At 70.1% G+C, this 16,214-nt stretch carries 15 protein-coding genes; 12 read left to right on the forward strand and 3 right to left on the reverse strand.

What is annotated here, in order from left to right; translation table 11 throughout:
* Positions 1 to 21: 21 nt before the first annotated feature.
* The 9 genes from pabC to BM388_RS00830 are packed head-to-tail and all read left to right on the forward strand — an operon-like array spanning position 22 to position 8,529.
* On the forward strand, positions 22 to 822 hold the full coding sequence (gene pabC, locus BM388_RS00790) for an aminodeoxychorismate lyase (protein WP_089846186.1): 801 nt from the start codon (positions 22 to 24) through the stop codon (positions 820 to 822).
* Between the two features lie 34 nt (positions 823 to 856).
* Positions 857 to 1,861 (forward strand): endolytic transglycosylase MltG, encoded by a 1,005-nt coding sequence (gene mltG / locus BM388_RS00795; protein ID WP_089846188.1) that lies wholly within the window; start codon positions 857 to 859, stop codon positions 1,859 to 1,861.
* Positions 1,862 to 1,880: 19 nt separating this feature from the next.
* Positions 1,881 to 2,534: a dTMP kinase gene (gene tmk / locus BM388_RS00800; RefSeq protein ID WP_089846190.1), complete on the forward strand. Its 654-nt coding sequence runs from the start codon at positions 1,881 to 1,883 to the stop codon at positions 2,532 to 2,534.
* Positions 2,525 to 3,526, forward strand: a complete 1,002-nt coding sequence (locus tag BM388_RS00805; protein WP_089846192.1) for a DNA polymerase III subunit delta' — start codon at positions 2,525 to 2,527, stop codon at positions 3,524 to 3,526. The genes tmk and BM388_RS00805 overlap by 10 nt, the downstream gene beginning before the upstream one ends.
* 50 nt (positions 3,527 to 3,576) lie before the next feature.
* Entirely contained in the window at positions 3,577 to 3,912 is a 336-nt protein-coding gene (locus BM388_RS00810; protein ID WP_089846194.1) for a PilZ domain-containing protein, read from the forward strand.
* Between the two features lie 56 nt (positions 3,913 to 3,968).
* Positions 3,969 to 4,814 carry a TatD family hydrolase gene (locus tag BM388_RS00815; RefSeq protein WP_089846196.1) on the forward strand — a complete coding sequence of 282 codons (846 nt, stop codon included), beginning with the start codon at positions 3,969 to 3,971 and terminating at the stop codon, positions 4,812 to 4,814.
* Between the two features lie 30 nt (positions 4,815 to 4,844).
* Positions 4,845 to 5,414 carry a DUF1285 domain-containing protein gene (locus tag BM388_RS00820; protein WP_089846198.1) on the forward strand — a complete coding sequence of 190 codons (570 nt, stop codon included), beginning with the start codon at positions 4,845 to 4,847 and terminating at the stop codon, positions 5,412 to 5,414.
* Entirely contained in the window at positions 5,411 to 7,702 is a 2,292-nt protein-coding gene (locus BM388_RS00825) for an ATP-dependent helicase (RefSeq protein ID WP_089846200.1), read from the forward strand. Before BM388_RS00820 ends, BM388_RS00825 begins: the two co-directional genes overlap by 4 nt.
* Positions 7,699 to 8,529 (forward strand): sulfurtransferase, encoded by an 831-nt coding sequence (locus tag BM388_RS00830; RefSeq protein WP_089846202.1) that lies wholly within the window; start codon positions 7,699 to 7,701, stop codon positions 8,527 to 8,529. The genes BM388_RS00825 and BM388_RS00830 overlap by 4 nt, the downstream gene beginning before the upstream one ends.
* Before the next feature lie 127 nt (positions 8,530 to 8,656).
* On the opposite strand, the gene BM388_RS00835 is transcribed toward BM388_RS00830, so the two are convergent.
* Positions 8,657 to 10,297, reverse strand: a complete 1,641-nt coding sequence (locus tag BM388_RS00835) for an electron transfer flavoprotein-ubiquinone oxidoreductase (RefSeq protein ID WP_245781421.1) — start codon at positions 10,295 to 10,297, stop codon at positions 8,657 to 8,659.
* A 394-nt stretch (positions 10,298 to 10,691) separates the two neighbouring features.
* Between BM388_RS00835 and BM388_RS00840 the strand changes: the two genes are divergently transcribed.
* From BM388_RS00840 to BM388_RS00850, 3 genes are all read left to right on the forward strand, one after another.
* On the forward strand, positions 10,692 to 11,441 hold the full coding sequence (locus BM388_RS00840) for an electron transfer flavoprotein subunit beta/FixA family protein (protein WP_089846206.1): 750 nt from the start codon (positions 10,692 to 10,694) through the stop codon (positions 11,439 to 11,441).
* Positions 11,442 to 11,455: 14 nt separating this feature from the next.
* Positions 11,456 to 12,406: an electron transfer flavoprotein subunit alpha/FixB family protein gene (locus BM388_RS00845; protein WP_089846208.1), complete on the forward strand. Its 951-nt coding sequence runs from the start codon at positions 11,456 to 11,458 to the stop codon at positions 12,404 to 12,406.
* A 190-nt stretch (positions 12,407 to 12,596) separates the two neighbouring features.
* On the forward strand, positions 12,597 to 13,208 hold the full coding sequence (locus BM388_RS00850; RefSeq protein ID WP_089846209.1) for a superoxide dismutase: 612 nt from the start codon (positions 12,597 to 12,599) through the stop codon (positions 13,206 to 13,208).
* Positions 13,209 to 13,313: 105 nt separating this feature from the next.
* Here BM388_RS00850 and fhuB read toward each other — a convergent pair whose 3' ends face one another.
* A complete protein-coding gene (gene fhuB / locus BM388_RS00855; RefSeq protein WP_245781419.1) occupies positions 13,314 to 15,338 on the reverse strand; it encodes a Fe(3+)-hydroxamate ABC transporter permease FhuB in 2,025 nt (674 codons plus the stop codon).
* Complete coding sequence (locus tag BM388_RS00860; protein ID WP_175535008.1) at positions 15,328 to 16,197, reverse strand: iron-siderophore ABC transporter substrate-binding protein; 870 nt, start codon at positions 16,195 to 16,197, stop codon at positions 15,328 to 15,330. The genes fhuB and BM388_RS00860 overlap by 11 nt, the downstream gene beginning before the upstream one ends.
* Between the last annotated feature and the right edge of the window lie 17 nt (positions 16,198 to 16,214).

The raw sequence follows: 16,214 nt of genomic DNA on the forward strand, positions 1-16,214 counted from the left end.
ATGGCGGTGGCAGAGGCGGGAATGAGCGACTGGCCGTTGGAGGATCGTGGCGTCGCCTATGGGGACGGTCTCTTCGAGACCGTCCTCGTGCGTGATGGTACGCCGCTGCTGTGGGAGCAGCATCTGGCGCGCCTCGCTCGAGGCTGTCGGGTGCTGGGGATGCCGCTGCCCGCCCGGGAGCATCTGGAGGCGCCGCTGGTCGAGGCCGGCGAGGGGCTTTCGGTTCTTAAACTGATCCTGACCCGCGGTAGCGGCGGTCGGGGCTATGCGCTCCCCGAGACTCTCGAGCCCCGGCTGCGCTGGCGACTCGACCCGTTCGCGCCCAGCGCCCAGCGCTGGCGGCACGGCGTGCGGGTGCGCCACTGCCGGCTGCGCCTGGGCATCCAGCCCCTGCTCGCCGGCCTCAAACACCTCAATCGCCTCGAGAACGTCCTGGCCCGCGCCGAGTGGACGAACGCCGACACGGCCGAGGGCCTGCTTTGTGACGCCGAGGGGCGGCTGGTGGAGGCCACCTGCATGAACCTCTTCTGGCAGCGCGACGGCGTCCTCGAGACGCCCCGGCTCGATCGCTGCGGCGTGGCCGGCACCCTGCGCGTGACGCTGCTCGAACGGGCGCCGATCCGGGAGGTCGACGCCGCGCCCGAGACGCTGGAGCGGGTCGAGGCGCTGTGGCTCGGCAACTCGCTGCAGGGGCTCTGGCCGGTGGCGAGGCTCGACGATGCCGAGGGCAATCCCCTGCGCCACTGGCGGGTCGGGCCGAGCCATCGCCCCCTGCAGGCCCTGGCCCACGAGGCGCTGGGCTACCCCGCTATTACCCCATGAACGAGCGAGTCGTGATGACGGAACGAGGACACGCATGCTGCGTCTGTTGAAGATTCTGTTGGTGCTGGCCCTGCTGGCGGGCCTGGCGCTGTTCGCCGGCCACCGCTACTGGCAGTCGCGCCTCGAGGCGCCCATCGTCCTCGAGGCGCCGACGCTCTACGAGGTGCCGGCCGGCGCCGGCTACCATCGCGTGGTCGGCGAGCTGGCCGAGCGCGGTATCCTCGAGGAGGTCTGGGCCTTTCGCCTGCTGGCACGCCTGGAGCCCGAGAGCCTGCCCGACCTGCGCCCCGGCGAGTACCGCCTCGAGCCCGGAATGAGCGGCCGGGAGCTGCTGGCGCTGCTGGGCAGCCACGAGGTGGTCACCTATTCGCTGACCATCCCCGAGGGCTGGACCTTCGGCCAGATGCGCGAGGCGCTCGACGAGGCCCCCAAGCTCGAGCATCGCACCGAAGGGCTCAGCGACATCGAGGTGATGGCGCTGCTCGACCGGGAGCAACGCCATCCCGAAGGCTGGTTCTTCCCCGACACCTATCGCTATCACAAGGGGCTCAGCGACCTGGAGATCCTGCGCCAGGCACTCGAGCGCATGGAGACCACTCTTGCGAGCGTCTGGGAAGAGCGCGACGAGGACCTGCCCCTCGAGAGTGCCTACCAGGCCCTGATCATGGCCTCGCTGATCGAGCGCGAAACCGGCGCGCCCGAGGAGCGGCCCGAGATCGCTGGCGTGTTCAAACGCCGCCTGGAGCGGGGCATGCGCCTGCAGACCGATCCCACCGTGATCTACGGCATGGGCGAGCGCTACGCGGGCAACATCACCCGGGCCGACCTGCGTGAGCCCACGCCCTACAATACCTACGTGATCGACGGGCTGCCGCCGACGCCGATCGCCCTGCCGGGACGTGCCGCCCTCGAGGCCGCGGTGCACCCCGCCGAGGGCGAGACCCTGTACTTCGTTGCGCGGGGGGATGGCACCCATCACTTCTCGCGTACCCTGCGCGAGCACAACAACGCGGTGAACCGGTATATCCGCAATCGCTGACCATGGAGCGGCATCGAACATGACCGAGCGCGGACGATTCATCACCCTGGAAGGCGGCGAGGGGGTGGGCAAGTCCACCAACCTCGCCCTGGTGGTCGAGCATCTTCGGGCCCGCGGGCACGAGGTGGTGGCGACTCGCGAGCCGGGGGGCACCCCCCGGGCGGAAGACATTCGCCGGCTGCTGCTGGATCCGAGCGAGGAGGAGCCCCTCGACCCGGATGCCGAACTGCTGCTGGTCTTCGCCGCCCGCGCCCAGCACCTGGCGCGGGTAGTCAAGCCGGCCCTTGCGCGCGGCGCCTGGGTGGTCTGCGATCGCTTCACGGACGCCACCTATGCCTACCAGGGCGGCGGGCGCGGTATCGACGCCGCGCGCATCGCCGAGCTCGAGGCCTTCGTTCAGCAGGGCCTCGAGCCCGACCTCACGCTGCTGCTGGACATGTCCATGGCCGCCGCTCAGCGGCGCCTGGACGGTCGCCTCGCGGGGCAGGGCGAGGTGCGCGACCGCTTCGAGCGTGAGCGCGGCGACTTTTTCGAGGCGGTGCGTCGGGCCTACCTCGAGCGCGCCGAGGCTGCCCCCGAGCGGATGGCGGTGATCGATGCCGGCGCCGCTATCGACGCGGTGCGCGCCGAGCTGCTGGCCCGCCTGGACGCGCGGATGGCCGCATGGCGATGAGCCCCGTCGAGGTGCCGCGCCCGCTGCCCTGGCTGATGCCGCGCTGGCGCGAGCTCGTCAGGCTGGCCGACGCCGGGCGGCTGCCCCACGCCCTGCTGATCTCGGGCGGCCACGGCATCGGCAAGCAGTCGCTTGCCGAGGCCCTGGTGGCCCGTACCCTCTGCGCCGCGCCCGGCGAGTTCGCCTGCGGGGACTGCCACGCCTGCCACATGCTCGCCTCGGGCTACCATCCCGACCTGCTGCGGGTGGCGCCGGAGGAGGGCAAGCGGCTGATCCGCATCGGTCCGGTGCGCGAGGTCAACGCCTTCGTCGCCCAGACCGCCCAGCAGGGCGGCTACCGGGTGATCACCATCGCCCCGGCCGAGGCGATGAACGTGGCGGCCTCCAACGCGCTGCTCAAGAGTCTCGAGGAGCCGGGCGGGCGCACCCTCTTCGTGCTGCTCTCCGACATCCCCTCGCGGCTGCTGCCGACCATCCGCTCGCGCTGCCAGCACTGGAGCCTGCCGGTGCCGGCCGAGGCCGACTGTCGACCCTGGCTGATCGAGCAGCTGGGGGGCGAGGAGGAGGCCCGCTTCTGGTTTCGCGCCGCGGGAGGCTTGCCGCTGCGCGCTCTGGAGCTCGCCGAGCCGAGTGCTCGGGCGCTGCGTCAGCAGCTGGCGGAGACCTTCGAGGCGCTGATGCGCGGTAGCGAGCCGGTGGCCGAGGCGGCCCGCCTGGATCGCCAGTCCATCGACGCCATCCTGTGGTACGGTATCATCTGGCTCGAAGACCTGATTCGCCTGGGGCTCTCGGGCGATACCGCCGAGCTTCGCAACCCCGACCTGCTGGTGCTCTACCGTCAGGCGGTCAAGAATGCTCGGGTACGCGACTGGTTCCGCCTGCTGGACTATGCCCGTGAGCAGCGACGGCTGCTGGCCGAGGGCGGCAATCCCAATCCCCAGCTGACCCTCGAGGCCTGGCTGGTTCGCTGGTCCACGCTGCTGCGTTCCTGACGCGCCGCGACGATCCTGACTCGCGGTGACGCTTCGCAAAGGGAGACACCATGGCCGCACAGAAGGCACTTTCGCTGACCATCCAGGATGTCCCGACCCTGCTTTCGGCCTACATGCCTGTGCTCGAGCGCGGCGGCATCTTCGTGCCCACCCGTGAGCGCTACGCGCTGGGCCAGGAGGTCTTCCTGCTGCTCATGCTGCCCGGCGATGATGAGCGGGTGCCGGTCACCGGCCAGGTGGTGTGGGTCTCGCCCGAAGGCGTGGCCGGCCGCCGAGTCCCCGGGATTGGCATCCACTTCAGCCCCGAGGATCAGGCCGTGCGCGATCGCATCGAGACGCTGTTGGCCGGCCAGCTGGACAAGGGCGCGCCGACCTACACCCTGTGACGGACCCCGCCTGTCCGCCCGTCTGAACCCACTCTGCCATTTCGGAAGTTCCTCGCATGTTCGTCGACTCCCATTGCCATCTCGACCGCCTCGATCCCGGCACGCACCATGGCGATCTCGCCGCCGCTCTCGAGGCCGCTCGCGCTCGTGACGTCTGCCAGTTCCTGGCCATCGCCGTGACCCTGGAGGACCTGCCGACCCTGGCCGAGATCAGTCGTGCTCACGACGACGTGGTGATCTCGGCCGGCATCCACCCCTTGCAGTCGCTCGAGGCGGAGCCCGACGTGGCGGCGATCATCGAGTCGGCCGAGCGCTTCGGTGCCGTGGCCATCGGCGAGTGCGGGCTGGACTATCACTACCTCGACAAGTCCCCCGACTCGGTGCCCTCCCGGGAGGTGCAGCTCGAGCGCTTCCGTCGCCAGCTGATCGCCGCCCGCGAGCTCGAACTGCCGGTGATCATCCACACCCGCGAAGCCCGCGAGGACACCCTGGCGCTGATCCGCGAGCACGTCGATCCGGCGGTGGGCGGGGTGCTGCACTGTTTCACCGAGGACCTCGACATGGCCCGGGAAGCGGTGCGCCACGGCTTCTACATCTCGCTGTCCGGCATCGTCACCTTCCGCAACGCCGAGTCGCTGCGAGAGGTGGCCCGGCGCGTGCCGCTGGACCGGCTGCTGATCGAGACCGACAGCCCCTACCTGGCCCCGGTGCCGCACCGCGGCAAGCCCAACGAGCCGGCCTGGGTGGTCGAGGTCGCCGAGTGCATCGCCGAGGCGCGGGGCATCAGCATCGAGGAGCTCGCCGCCCAGACCACCGCCAACTTCTACCACCTGTTCCGCGCGGCGGCCCCCGAGGCGCCGGCGGGCGTCCGCGACGCCCTGTCCCGCGCCGGGCTGGTCTAGGCCGAGACGCCACCGACGGAGGCCGTTGCCATGACCCTCGATCCCCTGCTGGCACAGATCGAGCCCCACGGCGAGATTCCCCCCGTGGATCGCTGGCACCCCGCGCAGCGCGGCGTGATGGACCTCACCATCGCCGCCGACGGGCGCTGGCTCCACGAGGGCACGGCCATCGCGCGACCGCGCCTGGTGCGCCTGCTGTCGACCATCCTGCGCCGCGAGGCCGAGGGCGACTACTGGCTGGTCACGCCGGCCGAGATGCAGCGCATCCGCGTCGAGGATCGTCCCTTTCTGATCGTCGATGCCGAGCTCGAGGCGGGCGACTGGTGGCTCATCACTAACGTCGGCGATCGAGTACGCCTCGACGAGGAATGCCGGCTGACCCTCAGCGAGACGCCGGCCGGGGAGACGATCCCCGAGGTGCCGATCCGCTTCGGCCTCGCGGCCCGCCTGGGGCGCAACGTCTACTACCGGCTCGTCGAGCAGGCCGAGACCCGGGAGGGCGAGGAGGGCGCCCTCGAGCTGGGGCTGACCAGCGCCGGGACATGGCAGCCGCTCGGCCGACTCGAGGCGAACGAGCGCCGGGGCGGCGACGGCCGATGAGCGAGCATTCCGCTTCTTCTCCGTCGCTGACCGCCGAACAGCAGGCGGTGGTCTCTCACGCGCGGGGGCACGCCCGGGTCGCGGCCGTGGCCGGGGCCGGCAAGACCACCACCATGGTCGCCCGGGTGCTGCACCTGCTGGCCCGCGGCGTGCCTCCGGGGCGGATACTGGTGCTGATGTTCAACCGCTCGGCCCGCGAGGACTTCCAGGCGCGGCTCGCGGCCATGGCGCCGGCTGGCCAGGCTCTGCCCGACGTGCGCACCTTTCACTCGCTCGGCCATCGGCTCTCCGCCAGCCTGACTCGCTGGGGCGTGCTGGCGCCTCGTCAGCTGCTCACCGCCGACTGGCAGCTCGAGCGGCTGCTGCGCCAGGCGACGCTGGCGGCGCTGGCCGAGGAGCCCGAGGCCCGCGAGACGGCGCTGGACGCCGAGCGACTCGAGGCGCTGGCGCACTTCTGCGGGCTGGTGAAGGCCGAGATGGCCTCGCCCGCCGAGCTGCATGCGCGACTCGACTTCGGCGAGGAGACCGGCCACTTCGTTGCCGCCTTCGAGCATGCCGAGCGGCTGCTGGCCGAGCAGGGACTGATGACCTTCGCCGATCTGCTCTATCGGCCGCTGCTGGCGCTGGAGGAGGACGCCGCGCTGCGCCGCCGGGTGCAGGGCTTCCTCGATCACGTGGTGATCGACGAGTATCAGGACATCAATACCGCCCAGCAGCGCCTGCTGGCGCTGCTCGCCGGGGGCGAGGCCGAGGTGATGGCGGTGGGCGATGCCAACCAGTGCATCTACGAGTGGCGCGGCGCCCATCCCGACACCATGCTGGAGAACTTCACCGCCACCTTCGGCGCGGCGCATGACTACCCGCTCTCCACCACCTTCCGCCACGGCCACGCCCTGGCGCTGGCCGCCAACCACGCCATCGCCGCCAACCGCCGGCGCCCCGACCAGCTCTGCCTGGCCGCCCCCGACAATCCCCACACCGGACTCGCGGTGGGGCAGGGCGGCCGGGCGCTGCTCGACGAGCTCGGCGCCTGGCATCGCCAGGGACGGGGCCTCGACGAGGCCTGCCTGCTGGTGCGCAGCTGGGCCCTCTCGGTCCCGCTGCAGCTGGCGCTGCTGCGCCAAGGTATCCCGTTCCGGCTGGCCCGGGAGGATCGCTTCGTCTTCCGCCTGCCGCTGGTGGAGGCCCTGGCCGGCTACCTGCGACTGGCGCTGGAGCCGCGGCTGCTCCAAGATCCGGGCCACCTGGCCCTGCTGCTGGCCCAGCCCACCTCCTTCGTGGCCCGGGAGCGAATCGCCGCCCTGGCGACCCGGCTGGCCGAGACTCAACGCTGGCCGGAACGTCATGATCCTATGCTGGAGGGGCTCAAACCCCATCAGCGGCGCACCCTGAAGCGGCGCTGGTCGCTGCTCTGCGAATTGCCGCGGCGCTCGACCTGGCCGCCGGCCCGCCTGCTCGAGCACGTGCTCGAGGCGGTGGAGGCCGAGAAGGTCCTGAAGCGCGCCGCCGCGCGGCGCGACAAGGGTGAGGAAGACGTGCGCCTGCTCGACGTGCTGGTCGAGCAGGCCCGCGAACTCGGCAATGACACCGCCGCCTTCATCGAGCTCCTGTGCCGTCCGGTCGAGAATCGCCAGGACGGCGTGCTGATCAACACCGTGCACGGAGCCAAGGGGCTCGAGTGGCCGCTGGTGCTGCTGGCCGGCACCAACGAGGAGGACTTTCCCCACTACACCCGCGACAACCCGCTGACCCCGGCGCGGCTTGAGGAGGAGCGGCGACTCTTCTACGTTGCCATCACCCGGGCTCGGGAGCGTCTGGTCCTGCTCCACGACGGCGGCGAGCACCGCCCCAGCCGCTTCATCGGCGAATCCGCCTGGCAGGACGGTGAGCGGGTCGCCCGCCGACTGGCCGAGGTCGATCTCGGCGCCGGGAGGCCGGTCGAGAGAGAGCCGGTCGAGCGTGAGGCGCCCGAGAGCGAGGCCGCCGAGCCGGGCGCCCCGCTGGAGGTCGCCGATCCCGCGCTCGTTCAGCGCTACCTGGCCTCGCTGGGCCACTCGCTGCCGGTGGCCCGAGCGCGGCCCGCCGCGCCGGAGCCGGGCCGCGTCGCCCCGGGCCAGTTCCGAGTCGGCCAGGCCCTGCGCCATGCGGTCTTCGGCGAGGGTCAGATCGACGTGGTGGAGGGCGATCCCGACAACCCGGTGATCGAGGTACGCTTCCGCACGGCCGGCCGGCGCCGCCTGATCGCCTGCCGGGCCCCCATCGAACTGCTGGACGGAGTCGACGCATGACCAAGCCGCTGATCTCGGCCGCCACCCTGGCCGATGCCCTCGAGGAGACCCATCCGCCTCGCCTGCTGGACTGCCGCGCGCGGCTGGGTGAGCCCGATGCCGGTCGCCGGCTGTGGGTCGAGGCCCACCTGCCGGGCAGCCTGCATGTCGACCTCGATCGCGATTTGGCCGCCGCGCCGGGAGCGGGCGGCCGGCATCCGCTGCCCGACCCCGAGGCCTTCACTGCGGTGCTGCAGCGTCTGGGTATCACGCCACAGCAGCCGGTGGTGGTCTACGACGACATGGGCGGACAGCTGGCGGCGGCGCGAACCTGGTGGATGCTCGCCTGCTGGGCGGGACATCCCGACGTGCGCCTGCTCGACGGCGGACTCAAGGCCTGGCTAGCGGCGGGGGGCGAGCTTCGCGAGGACGGCGACCCGGACGCCGTGGCGGCAGCGTCGGACTGGCGGCCTGCCTATCGCGACGCGGCCCTCGTCGCGGTCGACGAGGTCGCCGCCGACGGGGCACTGAAGGTCGATGCCCGCAGCAGCGAGCGCTTTCGCGGCGAGGCAGAGCCCGTGGATCCGGTGGCCGGCCACATTCCCGGCGCGGTGTGCCGCCCCAGCGCCGACAACCTCGACGCCAGCGGCCACTTCAAGCGCGCCGAGGTGCTGGCCCGCGAACTGCCCGAGGCCGATGCCTTGATCGCCTACTGCGGTTCGGGAGTCACCGCCTGCCATAACGTGCTGGCCTACGCCGTGGCCGGGCGAGCGCTGCCGCGGCTCTATGCCGGCTCCTGGAGCGAGTGGATCCATGATCCCGCGAGACCCATCGCCACCGGTGACTGAGCCCGGGCTGCGCCCGGAGCCGTAAGAGCGCCCGCTTCGCGGGCTTGCGTTTGAAGCTGGAAGAAAGATCGCCCCCATGGCAAGGCAAGGGGGGCGATCGTCATTATGCTGCTATCTAGCTTCTAGCTTACATGTTCGGATAGTTGGGTCCACCCCCGCCCTCCGGCGCCACCCAGGTGATGTTCTGGGCCGGATCCTTGATGTCGCAGGTCTTGCAGTGCACGCAGTTCTGGAAGTTGATCTGGAACCTGGGCGTGCCGTCGTCCGCCTCGACCACCTCGTAGACCCCGGCCGGGCAGTAGCGGCTTGCGGGCTCGGCATAGGTGGGCAGGTTGTCGCGGATCGGCAGCTCCGGATCGGCCAGCTTCAGGTGGCAGGGCTGGTCCTCCTCGTGGTTGGTGTTCGACAGGAACACCGAAGAGGGCTTGTCGAAGGAGAGCTTGCCGTCGGGCTTCGGGTATTCGATCTTCTCGCACTCGGCCGCCGGCTTCAGCCGGGCGTGGTCCGGCGTGGTGTCGTGGACGTTGGGCAGCTTGCCGCCGAGCAGCTGGTCGAGGAAGTTGTAGGCGCCGCCGCCGACGGTGCCGTACTTGTGGATCGCCGGCCCGAAGCTCGCGCTCTCCTTGAGCTCCTCATAGGCCCAGCTCGCTTCCCACTTCTCGGTGAAGGTGGTCAGCTCGCCACCGCCCTCGTCGCCCTGTTTGAGCGCCTCGAAGACCGACTCGGCCGCCACCAGGCCCGACTTCATGGCGGTGTGCAGGCCCTTGATCTTGGCGAAGTTGAGGGTGCCGGCATCGCAGCCGATCAAAAGGCCCCCGGGGAAGGTCATCTTCGGCAGGCAGTTGAGTCCGCCCTTGGTGAGCGCTCGGGCGCCGTAGGCCACGCGCTTGCCGCCCTCTAGGTGGGCCTTGAGCACCGGATGGTGCTTCATTCGCTGGAACTCGTCGAAGGGCGAGAGCCAGGGGTTCTGGTAGGAGAGGTCCATGATCAGGCCGACCACCACCTGCTGGTTTTCGGCGTGGTAGAGGAACCAGCCGCCGTGGGTCTGCTTGTCCAGCGGCCAGCCGGAGCCGTGTAGCACCAGTCCCGGCTCGTGCTGCTCCGCGGGGATGTCCCACAGCTCCTTCAGGCCGATACCGTAGTGCTGGGGATCCTTGCCGGCGTCGAGCTCGAAGTCGCGGATCAGCCGCTTGCCCAGGTGGCCGCGGGCGCCCTCGGCGAACAGGGTGTACTTGGCGCGCAGCTCCATGCCCGGCATGTGGCCGTCCTTGGGCTGTCCGTCGGCGCCCACGCCCATGTCGCCGACGAGGATTCCCTTGACCACCCCGTCCTCGACGATCACCTCTTGGGCGGCGAAACCCGGGAAGATCTCCACGCCCAGCGCCTCGGCCTGCTCGCCGAGCCAGCGGCACAAGTTGCCGGCGCTGATCACGTAGCGGGTGATGTCTCCACCGGTGTTATGCATGGTCTTGGGCACCAGGGCGTTGGGCAGCTTCTGGGCCTTCTCGGCATCCTTGAGGAGATAGAGCTCGTCGCGGGTCGCGGGGGTGGTCAGCGGCGCGCCGAGCTCCTCCCAGTCGGGGAAGAGTTCATTGAGGGCGCGGGGCTCGAAAACGGCCCCGGAGAGAATGTGGGCGCCCACCTCGGAGCCCTTCTCCACCACGCACACGGTCAGCTCCTGACCGGCCTCGTTCGCCTGCTGCATCAGGCGAGACGCCGCCGAGAGTCCCGAGGGGCCGGCGCCGACGATGACGACATCGAAGTCCATGGAATCGCGTTCGATTTGTTCTTCCACCAGTACTCTCCTTGCTGTCCCCGACGACGCGGCCATCGGATGCGACCAACGTCGACAGGATTTAAAACGGTCGTTTGCTTCTAGCCATGCCTCATGATAGGCATAATAGCGGCAAAGGGTCACCCCCTGCGATGGTGCAGGGCGCAAGGGTGACCGGCGTGGCTTGGCAGGGTCGGGGATTGTTGATCCGAGCCGGCCATGGCACATTGGGAACGTTTTTCGCCGTAGCGCCTATCAAACGCTTGCATGAAACGCATAAGGGTATGCCAGCCGGTTCCAAGGAGGCGTGTTTCCCGCCCGCACGTTCGGGAGGTCGAGGCCGCTTCTTCCATCATCAGGTTTCCAGAGTGAACCAAGCGAGGACACTATGAAGGTACTCGTCGCGGTCAAACGCGTCATCGACTACAACGTCAAGATCCGGGTCAAGCCGGACAACTCCGACGTCGACCTCACCAACGTCAAGATGGCCATGAACCCCTTCTGCGAGATCGCCGTGGAAGAAGCCGTGCGCCTGAAGGAGAAGGGCGTGGCCACCGAGGTCGTGGTGGCCACCGTCGGCCCCAAGGCCGCCCAGGAACAGCTGCGCACCGCGCTGGCGCTGGGCGCCGATCGCGCCGTGCACGTCGAGACCGATGAGCGCGTCGAATCGCTGGGCGCGGCCAAGGCGCTGGCCAAGGTGGTCGAGGAGGAGCAGCCGGGCCTGGTCATCCTCGGCAAGCAGGCCATCGACACCGACAACAACCAGACCGGCCAGATGCTGGCGGCGCTGTGCGGCCTGCCCCAGGGCACCTTCGCCTCCGAGGTGCTCATCGAGGGCGACAAGGCGCAGGTGACCCGCGAGGTCGACGGCGGCCTGCAGACCGTGTCGCTGACCCTGCCGGCCATCGTCACCACCGACCTGCGCTTGAACGAGCCGCGCTACGCCAAGCTGCCCGACATCATGAAGGCCAAGAAGAAGCCGATGGACGTCAAGACGCCGGCGGATCTCGGCATCGAGGTGGCTTCCAAGGTCAAGCTGGTCAAGGTCGAGTCGCCGGCCGAGCGCCAGGGTGGCGTCAAGGTGGGCTCCGTGGACGAGCTGGTCGACAAACTCAAGAACGAAGCCAAAGTGCTTTGAAAGGAGCTGATCTCATGAGCATTCTGGTCCTTGCCGAACATCATGACGGCGCCCTGGTCGGTGCCACTGCCCATGCCGTGGCGGCGGCGAAGCAGATCGCCGAAGCGGGCGGCGGCGACATCGACGTCCTGGTGGCCGGCGAGAACGTCGGCGCCATCGCCGAGGCGGCCGCCCAACTCGACGGCGTGAGCCGCGTGCGCGTGGCCGACCATGCCGTCTACGCCCACCAGCTCGCCGAGCCCCTGGGCGCGCTGCTGGCGAAACTGGCCGACGACTACAGCCACCTGCTGGCGGTGGGTTCCACCACCGGCAAGAACGTGCTGCCGCGCGTTGCCGCGCTGAAGGATGTCGCCCAGCTCTCCGAGATCATCGCGGTGGAGAGTGCCGACACCTTCAAGCGGCCGATCTATGCCGGCAACGCCATCGCCACCGTGCAGAGCGACGACGCCCTGAAGGTGATCACTGTGCGCGCCACCGCCTTCGACGCGGTCGCCGACAGCGGCAGCGCCGCCATTGAAGCGGTGGACCCGTCCTTCACCAGTGCGGCCGACAACGCCCAGTCCACCTTCGTCGGTGAGGAGCTGGCGCAGAGCGACCGCCCGGAGCTGGGTGCGGCCAAGGTGGTCGTCTCCGGCGGGCGCGGCATGGGCAACGGCGAGAATTTCACGCTGCTCGACGGCATCGCCGACAAGCTCGGCGCGGCCATCGGCGCCTCGCGCGCCGCCGTGGACGCCGGCTTCGTGCCCAACGACATGCAGGTCGGTCAGACCGGCAAGATCGTCGCCCCGGAGCTCTACATCGCGGTGGGCATCAGCGGGGCCATCCAGCACCTGGCGGGCATGAAGGACTCCAAGGTGATCGTCGCCATCAACAAGGACGAGGAGGCGCCGATCTTCCAGGTGGCCGACTATGGATTGGTCGGCGACCTGTTCGACGTCCTGCCGGAGCTCGAGCAGAAGCTGTAAAACGCTGTCGCTCGTCCCATGCAAGGCCGGCCCCCAGTGGGCCGGCCTTGTCGTATCTGGCGTTAGGCTTTGATTAACGATGACTATACAAGAGATAACGAGAACTATTAGCAACAGCCGTGCTTCTCTGCCATCCTTGAGAATGTAGCGGGGCCGAGGGCCCCATGAATACCAGCAAGGAGGAGGAACCATGCCGCATACCCTTCCCGATCTTCCCTATGCCTACGACGCTCTGGAACCACACGTCGATGCGTTGACCATGGAGATTCACCACTCCCGTCACCATCAGACCTATGTCAACAACCTCAACGCCGCCCTCGAGGGTACCGGCCTTGAGGATGTTCATGTCGAGGAGTTGATCGCGAACCTTGATCATGTACCGGACGGCAAACGCCAGGCCGTGATCAACAACGGCGGCGGTCACGCCAACCACTCCATGTTCTGGCAGATGATGTCGCCCGACGGCGGAGGCCAGCCACAGGGCAAGGTGGCCGCGGCCATCGACGGCGAGCTGGGCGGTTTCGACGCCTTCAAGGAGGCCTTCACCAAGGCGGCGCTGGGTCGGTTTGGCAGCGGCTGGGCCTGGCTGAGCGTCACCCCGGAGGGCAAGCTGAAGGTGGAGAACACGCTTAACCAGGACAGCCCGATCATGGAGGGCAGGACGCCCGTGCTGGGCCTGGATGTCTGGGAGCATGCCTATTACCTGAAGTATCAGAACAAGCGTCCCGATTACGTGGCGGCCTTCTTCAACGTCATCGACTGGTCAGACGTCGAGCGTCGCTATCAGAACGCCACCGGCTGAGTTCGTCGGCCGACAAGGGCTGAGCAAGTCATCAGCCTGGTCTGGAACCGAGCCAGAGCCGCGCCTCAAGGAGGCGTGGCTCTTTTCGTTGCGGTGTGGGTGGCCTCAGCGCCGTGAGGGTGAGGCCTGCAATCCCCACATGAAATAGGCGCCGCCTAGCAGCGAGGCCATCAGGCCGGCGGGGATCTCCTCGGGGAACAGCAGCTGGCGGCCCAGCCCGTCGGCCAGCACCATCAGCAGGGCGCCGGTGAGCGCCGCTCCGGCCAGGTGCGCCCGGGCCCGGGCGAAGCCCATCAGGCGCGCCATGTGGGGGGCCAGCAGGCCGACGAAGGAGAGCGGCCCCACCACCAGGGTGGCGCCGGCGGTGAGCAGCGCCACCATCAGCAGCAGCGCCAGCCGCGCGCGGGCCAGGGGCAGCCCCAGGGCCGTGGCGGTGGCGCCGCCCAGCGGCAGGATATCCAGCCAGCGCCCGAGCGGCGCGGCTACCAGGGCCAGCAGCAGGGCCGCCGCGGCCACCGACAGCGCGCTGGTCGGGTCGACGTAGTAAGTAGAGCCGGATAGCCAGGCGATGACCTGCTGGCCTCGGGGGTCACCGCCGGCCAGCACCACGCCCTTGATCGCCTCGAACAGCGCGGTGATCGCCACGCCGGTCAGCAGCAGCCGTTCCGGCTGGAAGCCGCTGGCGCGGTTGAGACCCACCAGCACCGCCAGGCTGGCCAACGCCCCCAGGGTGCCGGCGGCCACCAGCGTCAGGTTGTCGGGAGCGGGCAGCAGGAAGATGGCGCCCATCAGGGCGATGGCGCTGCCGCCGCTGATGCCCAGCACCTCGGGGCTGGCCATGGGGTTGGCGGTCAGGCGCTGGATCAGGGTGCCGGCGATGGCGAGCATTACCCCGCAGCCGGCGGCGGCCAGCGCCCGGGGCACACGCCACTGCAGCAGCGTCCAGTCGCTGGGCGAGGCCCACTGCCAGCCGTCGGCGCCCTGACCGGCGAGCATTGCGACCGCCCCCACGCCCAGCAAGGCGATGGCGAGCCCGCCGGCCAGCCGCCCGGGCGCCGGATGACGCCCACCGAGCGCGCGGGCCTCACGCGGGGGCGTCTCGCCGGCCAGGCGCAGTCGCGGAATCAGCCACAGCAGTAGCGGGGCGCCCAGGGCCGCGGTGGTGGCGCCGGTGGGAATCAGGGTCGGCAGGTGCCCCGAGACCCGCTGCAGGACGAGGTCCGTAGCGGCCAGCAGCAGGGCGCCGAGCAGCGTCGACCAGGCGAGCCGAGCGCCCAGGCGCCGCGCGCCGGCCAGGCGCACGATATTGGGCGCGGCCAGGCCGATGAAGCCGACGATGCCCACCACGCTGACCACGCAGCCGGTGAGAAAGACCGCGAGCCCGAGGCCGGCGAGGCGCAGATGCTTGAGCGAGACGCCGAGACTGCGCGCGCCGGCCTCGTCGAGGGCGAGCACCGCCAGGGGGCGCAGCAGCAGCCAGGCGAGCAGGCCGCCGATCGCCAGGCGCGGCGCCAGGAAGGCGACGTCCTGCCAGCCGTTCTGGGCGAGCGAGCCGGCTCCCCAGATCAGCAGTCCCTTTAGCTCCTCCTGATGGAAGAGCAGCAGCACCATGGAGAGCGCTCCGAAGTAGAGGTTGACCACCAGGCCGCCGAGCACCACCACCACCGGCGCCAGGCCGCGCCGCCAGGCCAGGGCGAAGACCAGGCCCATGGCCATGCCGCCGCCGGCCAGTGCCACCCACTCCCGCCCCAGCCCCAGCAGGCCCGGGGCCATCAGCGAGGCGGCCATCAGCGCCAAGTTGGCGCCACTCGCCACGCCCAGGGTGGTGGGGGCGGCCAGGGGGTTGCGCAGCACCTGCTGCATCAACACGCCGGCGAGCGCCAGGCCGCCGCCGGCGAGCAGCGCCATGGCGAGTCGCGGCCACCAGGCGTAGTGCAGCACCAGCGTCGAGGCGGCATCGAGCGTCGCCTCGGGGGCGAACAGCGCGATTAGGCCCGGCCCCAGACCGGGACCGGCGAGCAGGTGGCCAAGGGCGAGGGCCAGCACGCCGAGGGCGAGCGGCAGGCCGAGCGCGCCTGGGGTCAGTCGGGGACGCCATGGGCGGCGAGTGGCGAGGGCGTCAGGCGGCATCGTCGGGCTCCAGGGCATTCACCAGTTGCTCGGCGAAACGCTCGGCCGAGGGCAGTGCGCCGAAGCTCCAGATCGGCGGCAGCACGATAGGAGTGCCGCGGCTCGCCTCGACCAGGTGACCCCACAGGCCGCCGTCGTCCAGGCGCTCGCGGACCCCGGCGGGGTAGGGTTCCACCACCACCAGGCGGGCATCGAGGCCGGCCAGCGCCTCGAGGCCCACCAGCGAGAAGCCCCAGGCATTGGTGGGGCCGGTCCAGGCGTTGTCGATGCCCAGCCGATCGAGCACCGCCTGGTAGAGGCCGTTATCACCGAAGACCCGCACATGGCGGCTATTCATGAACTGCATGATCAGAAGCGGCGCTGTGGCGTCATCGAGTCGCTGGCGCAGGGCATCGAGCCGGGCCTCGGTCTGCTCGATCAGCCCCGACGCCGCCTCGGGGCGCTCGACCATCTCGCCGATCGAGCGGGTCAGTTCGCGCATCTCGCGCCAGGTGTCGCGCTCGGGGCGATAGAGCGGCAGGGTTTCCACCGGGGCGATGTGCTCGAGACGCGGCGTCAGGTTGGCGAACATCGGCGAGATGAGGATGCGCTCCGGCGCCAGGCTTGCCAGCCGCTCGAGGTTGGGCTGGCTGCGCAGGCCCAGATCGATCGTCGAGGCGGGCAGGGCGGGTTCGCCCACCCAGGCATGATAGGCCTCGACCTGGGCCACGGCGGCGGGGGGCTCGCCGAGGGCGACGAGCGTCTCGGCCAGGGTCCAGTCGAGGGTGGCGAGGCGCGGCGCATCGGCCGGGGTCGCGGCGGCGACCAGCGCGGCGGTCAGGCCGGCCAGCCATGTCAGGGCGCGTCGAGGGCGGGGCACGGGTGACTCCAGGGGCG

Origin of the sequence: Halomonas saccharevitans (assembly GCF_900116405.1) — a bacterium.
Taxonomy (GTDB): Bacteria; Pseudomonadota; Gammaproteobacteria; order Pseudomonadales; family Halomonadaceae; genus Halomonas; species Halomonas saccharevitans.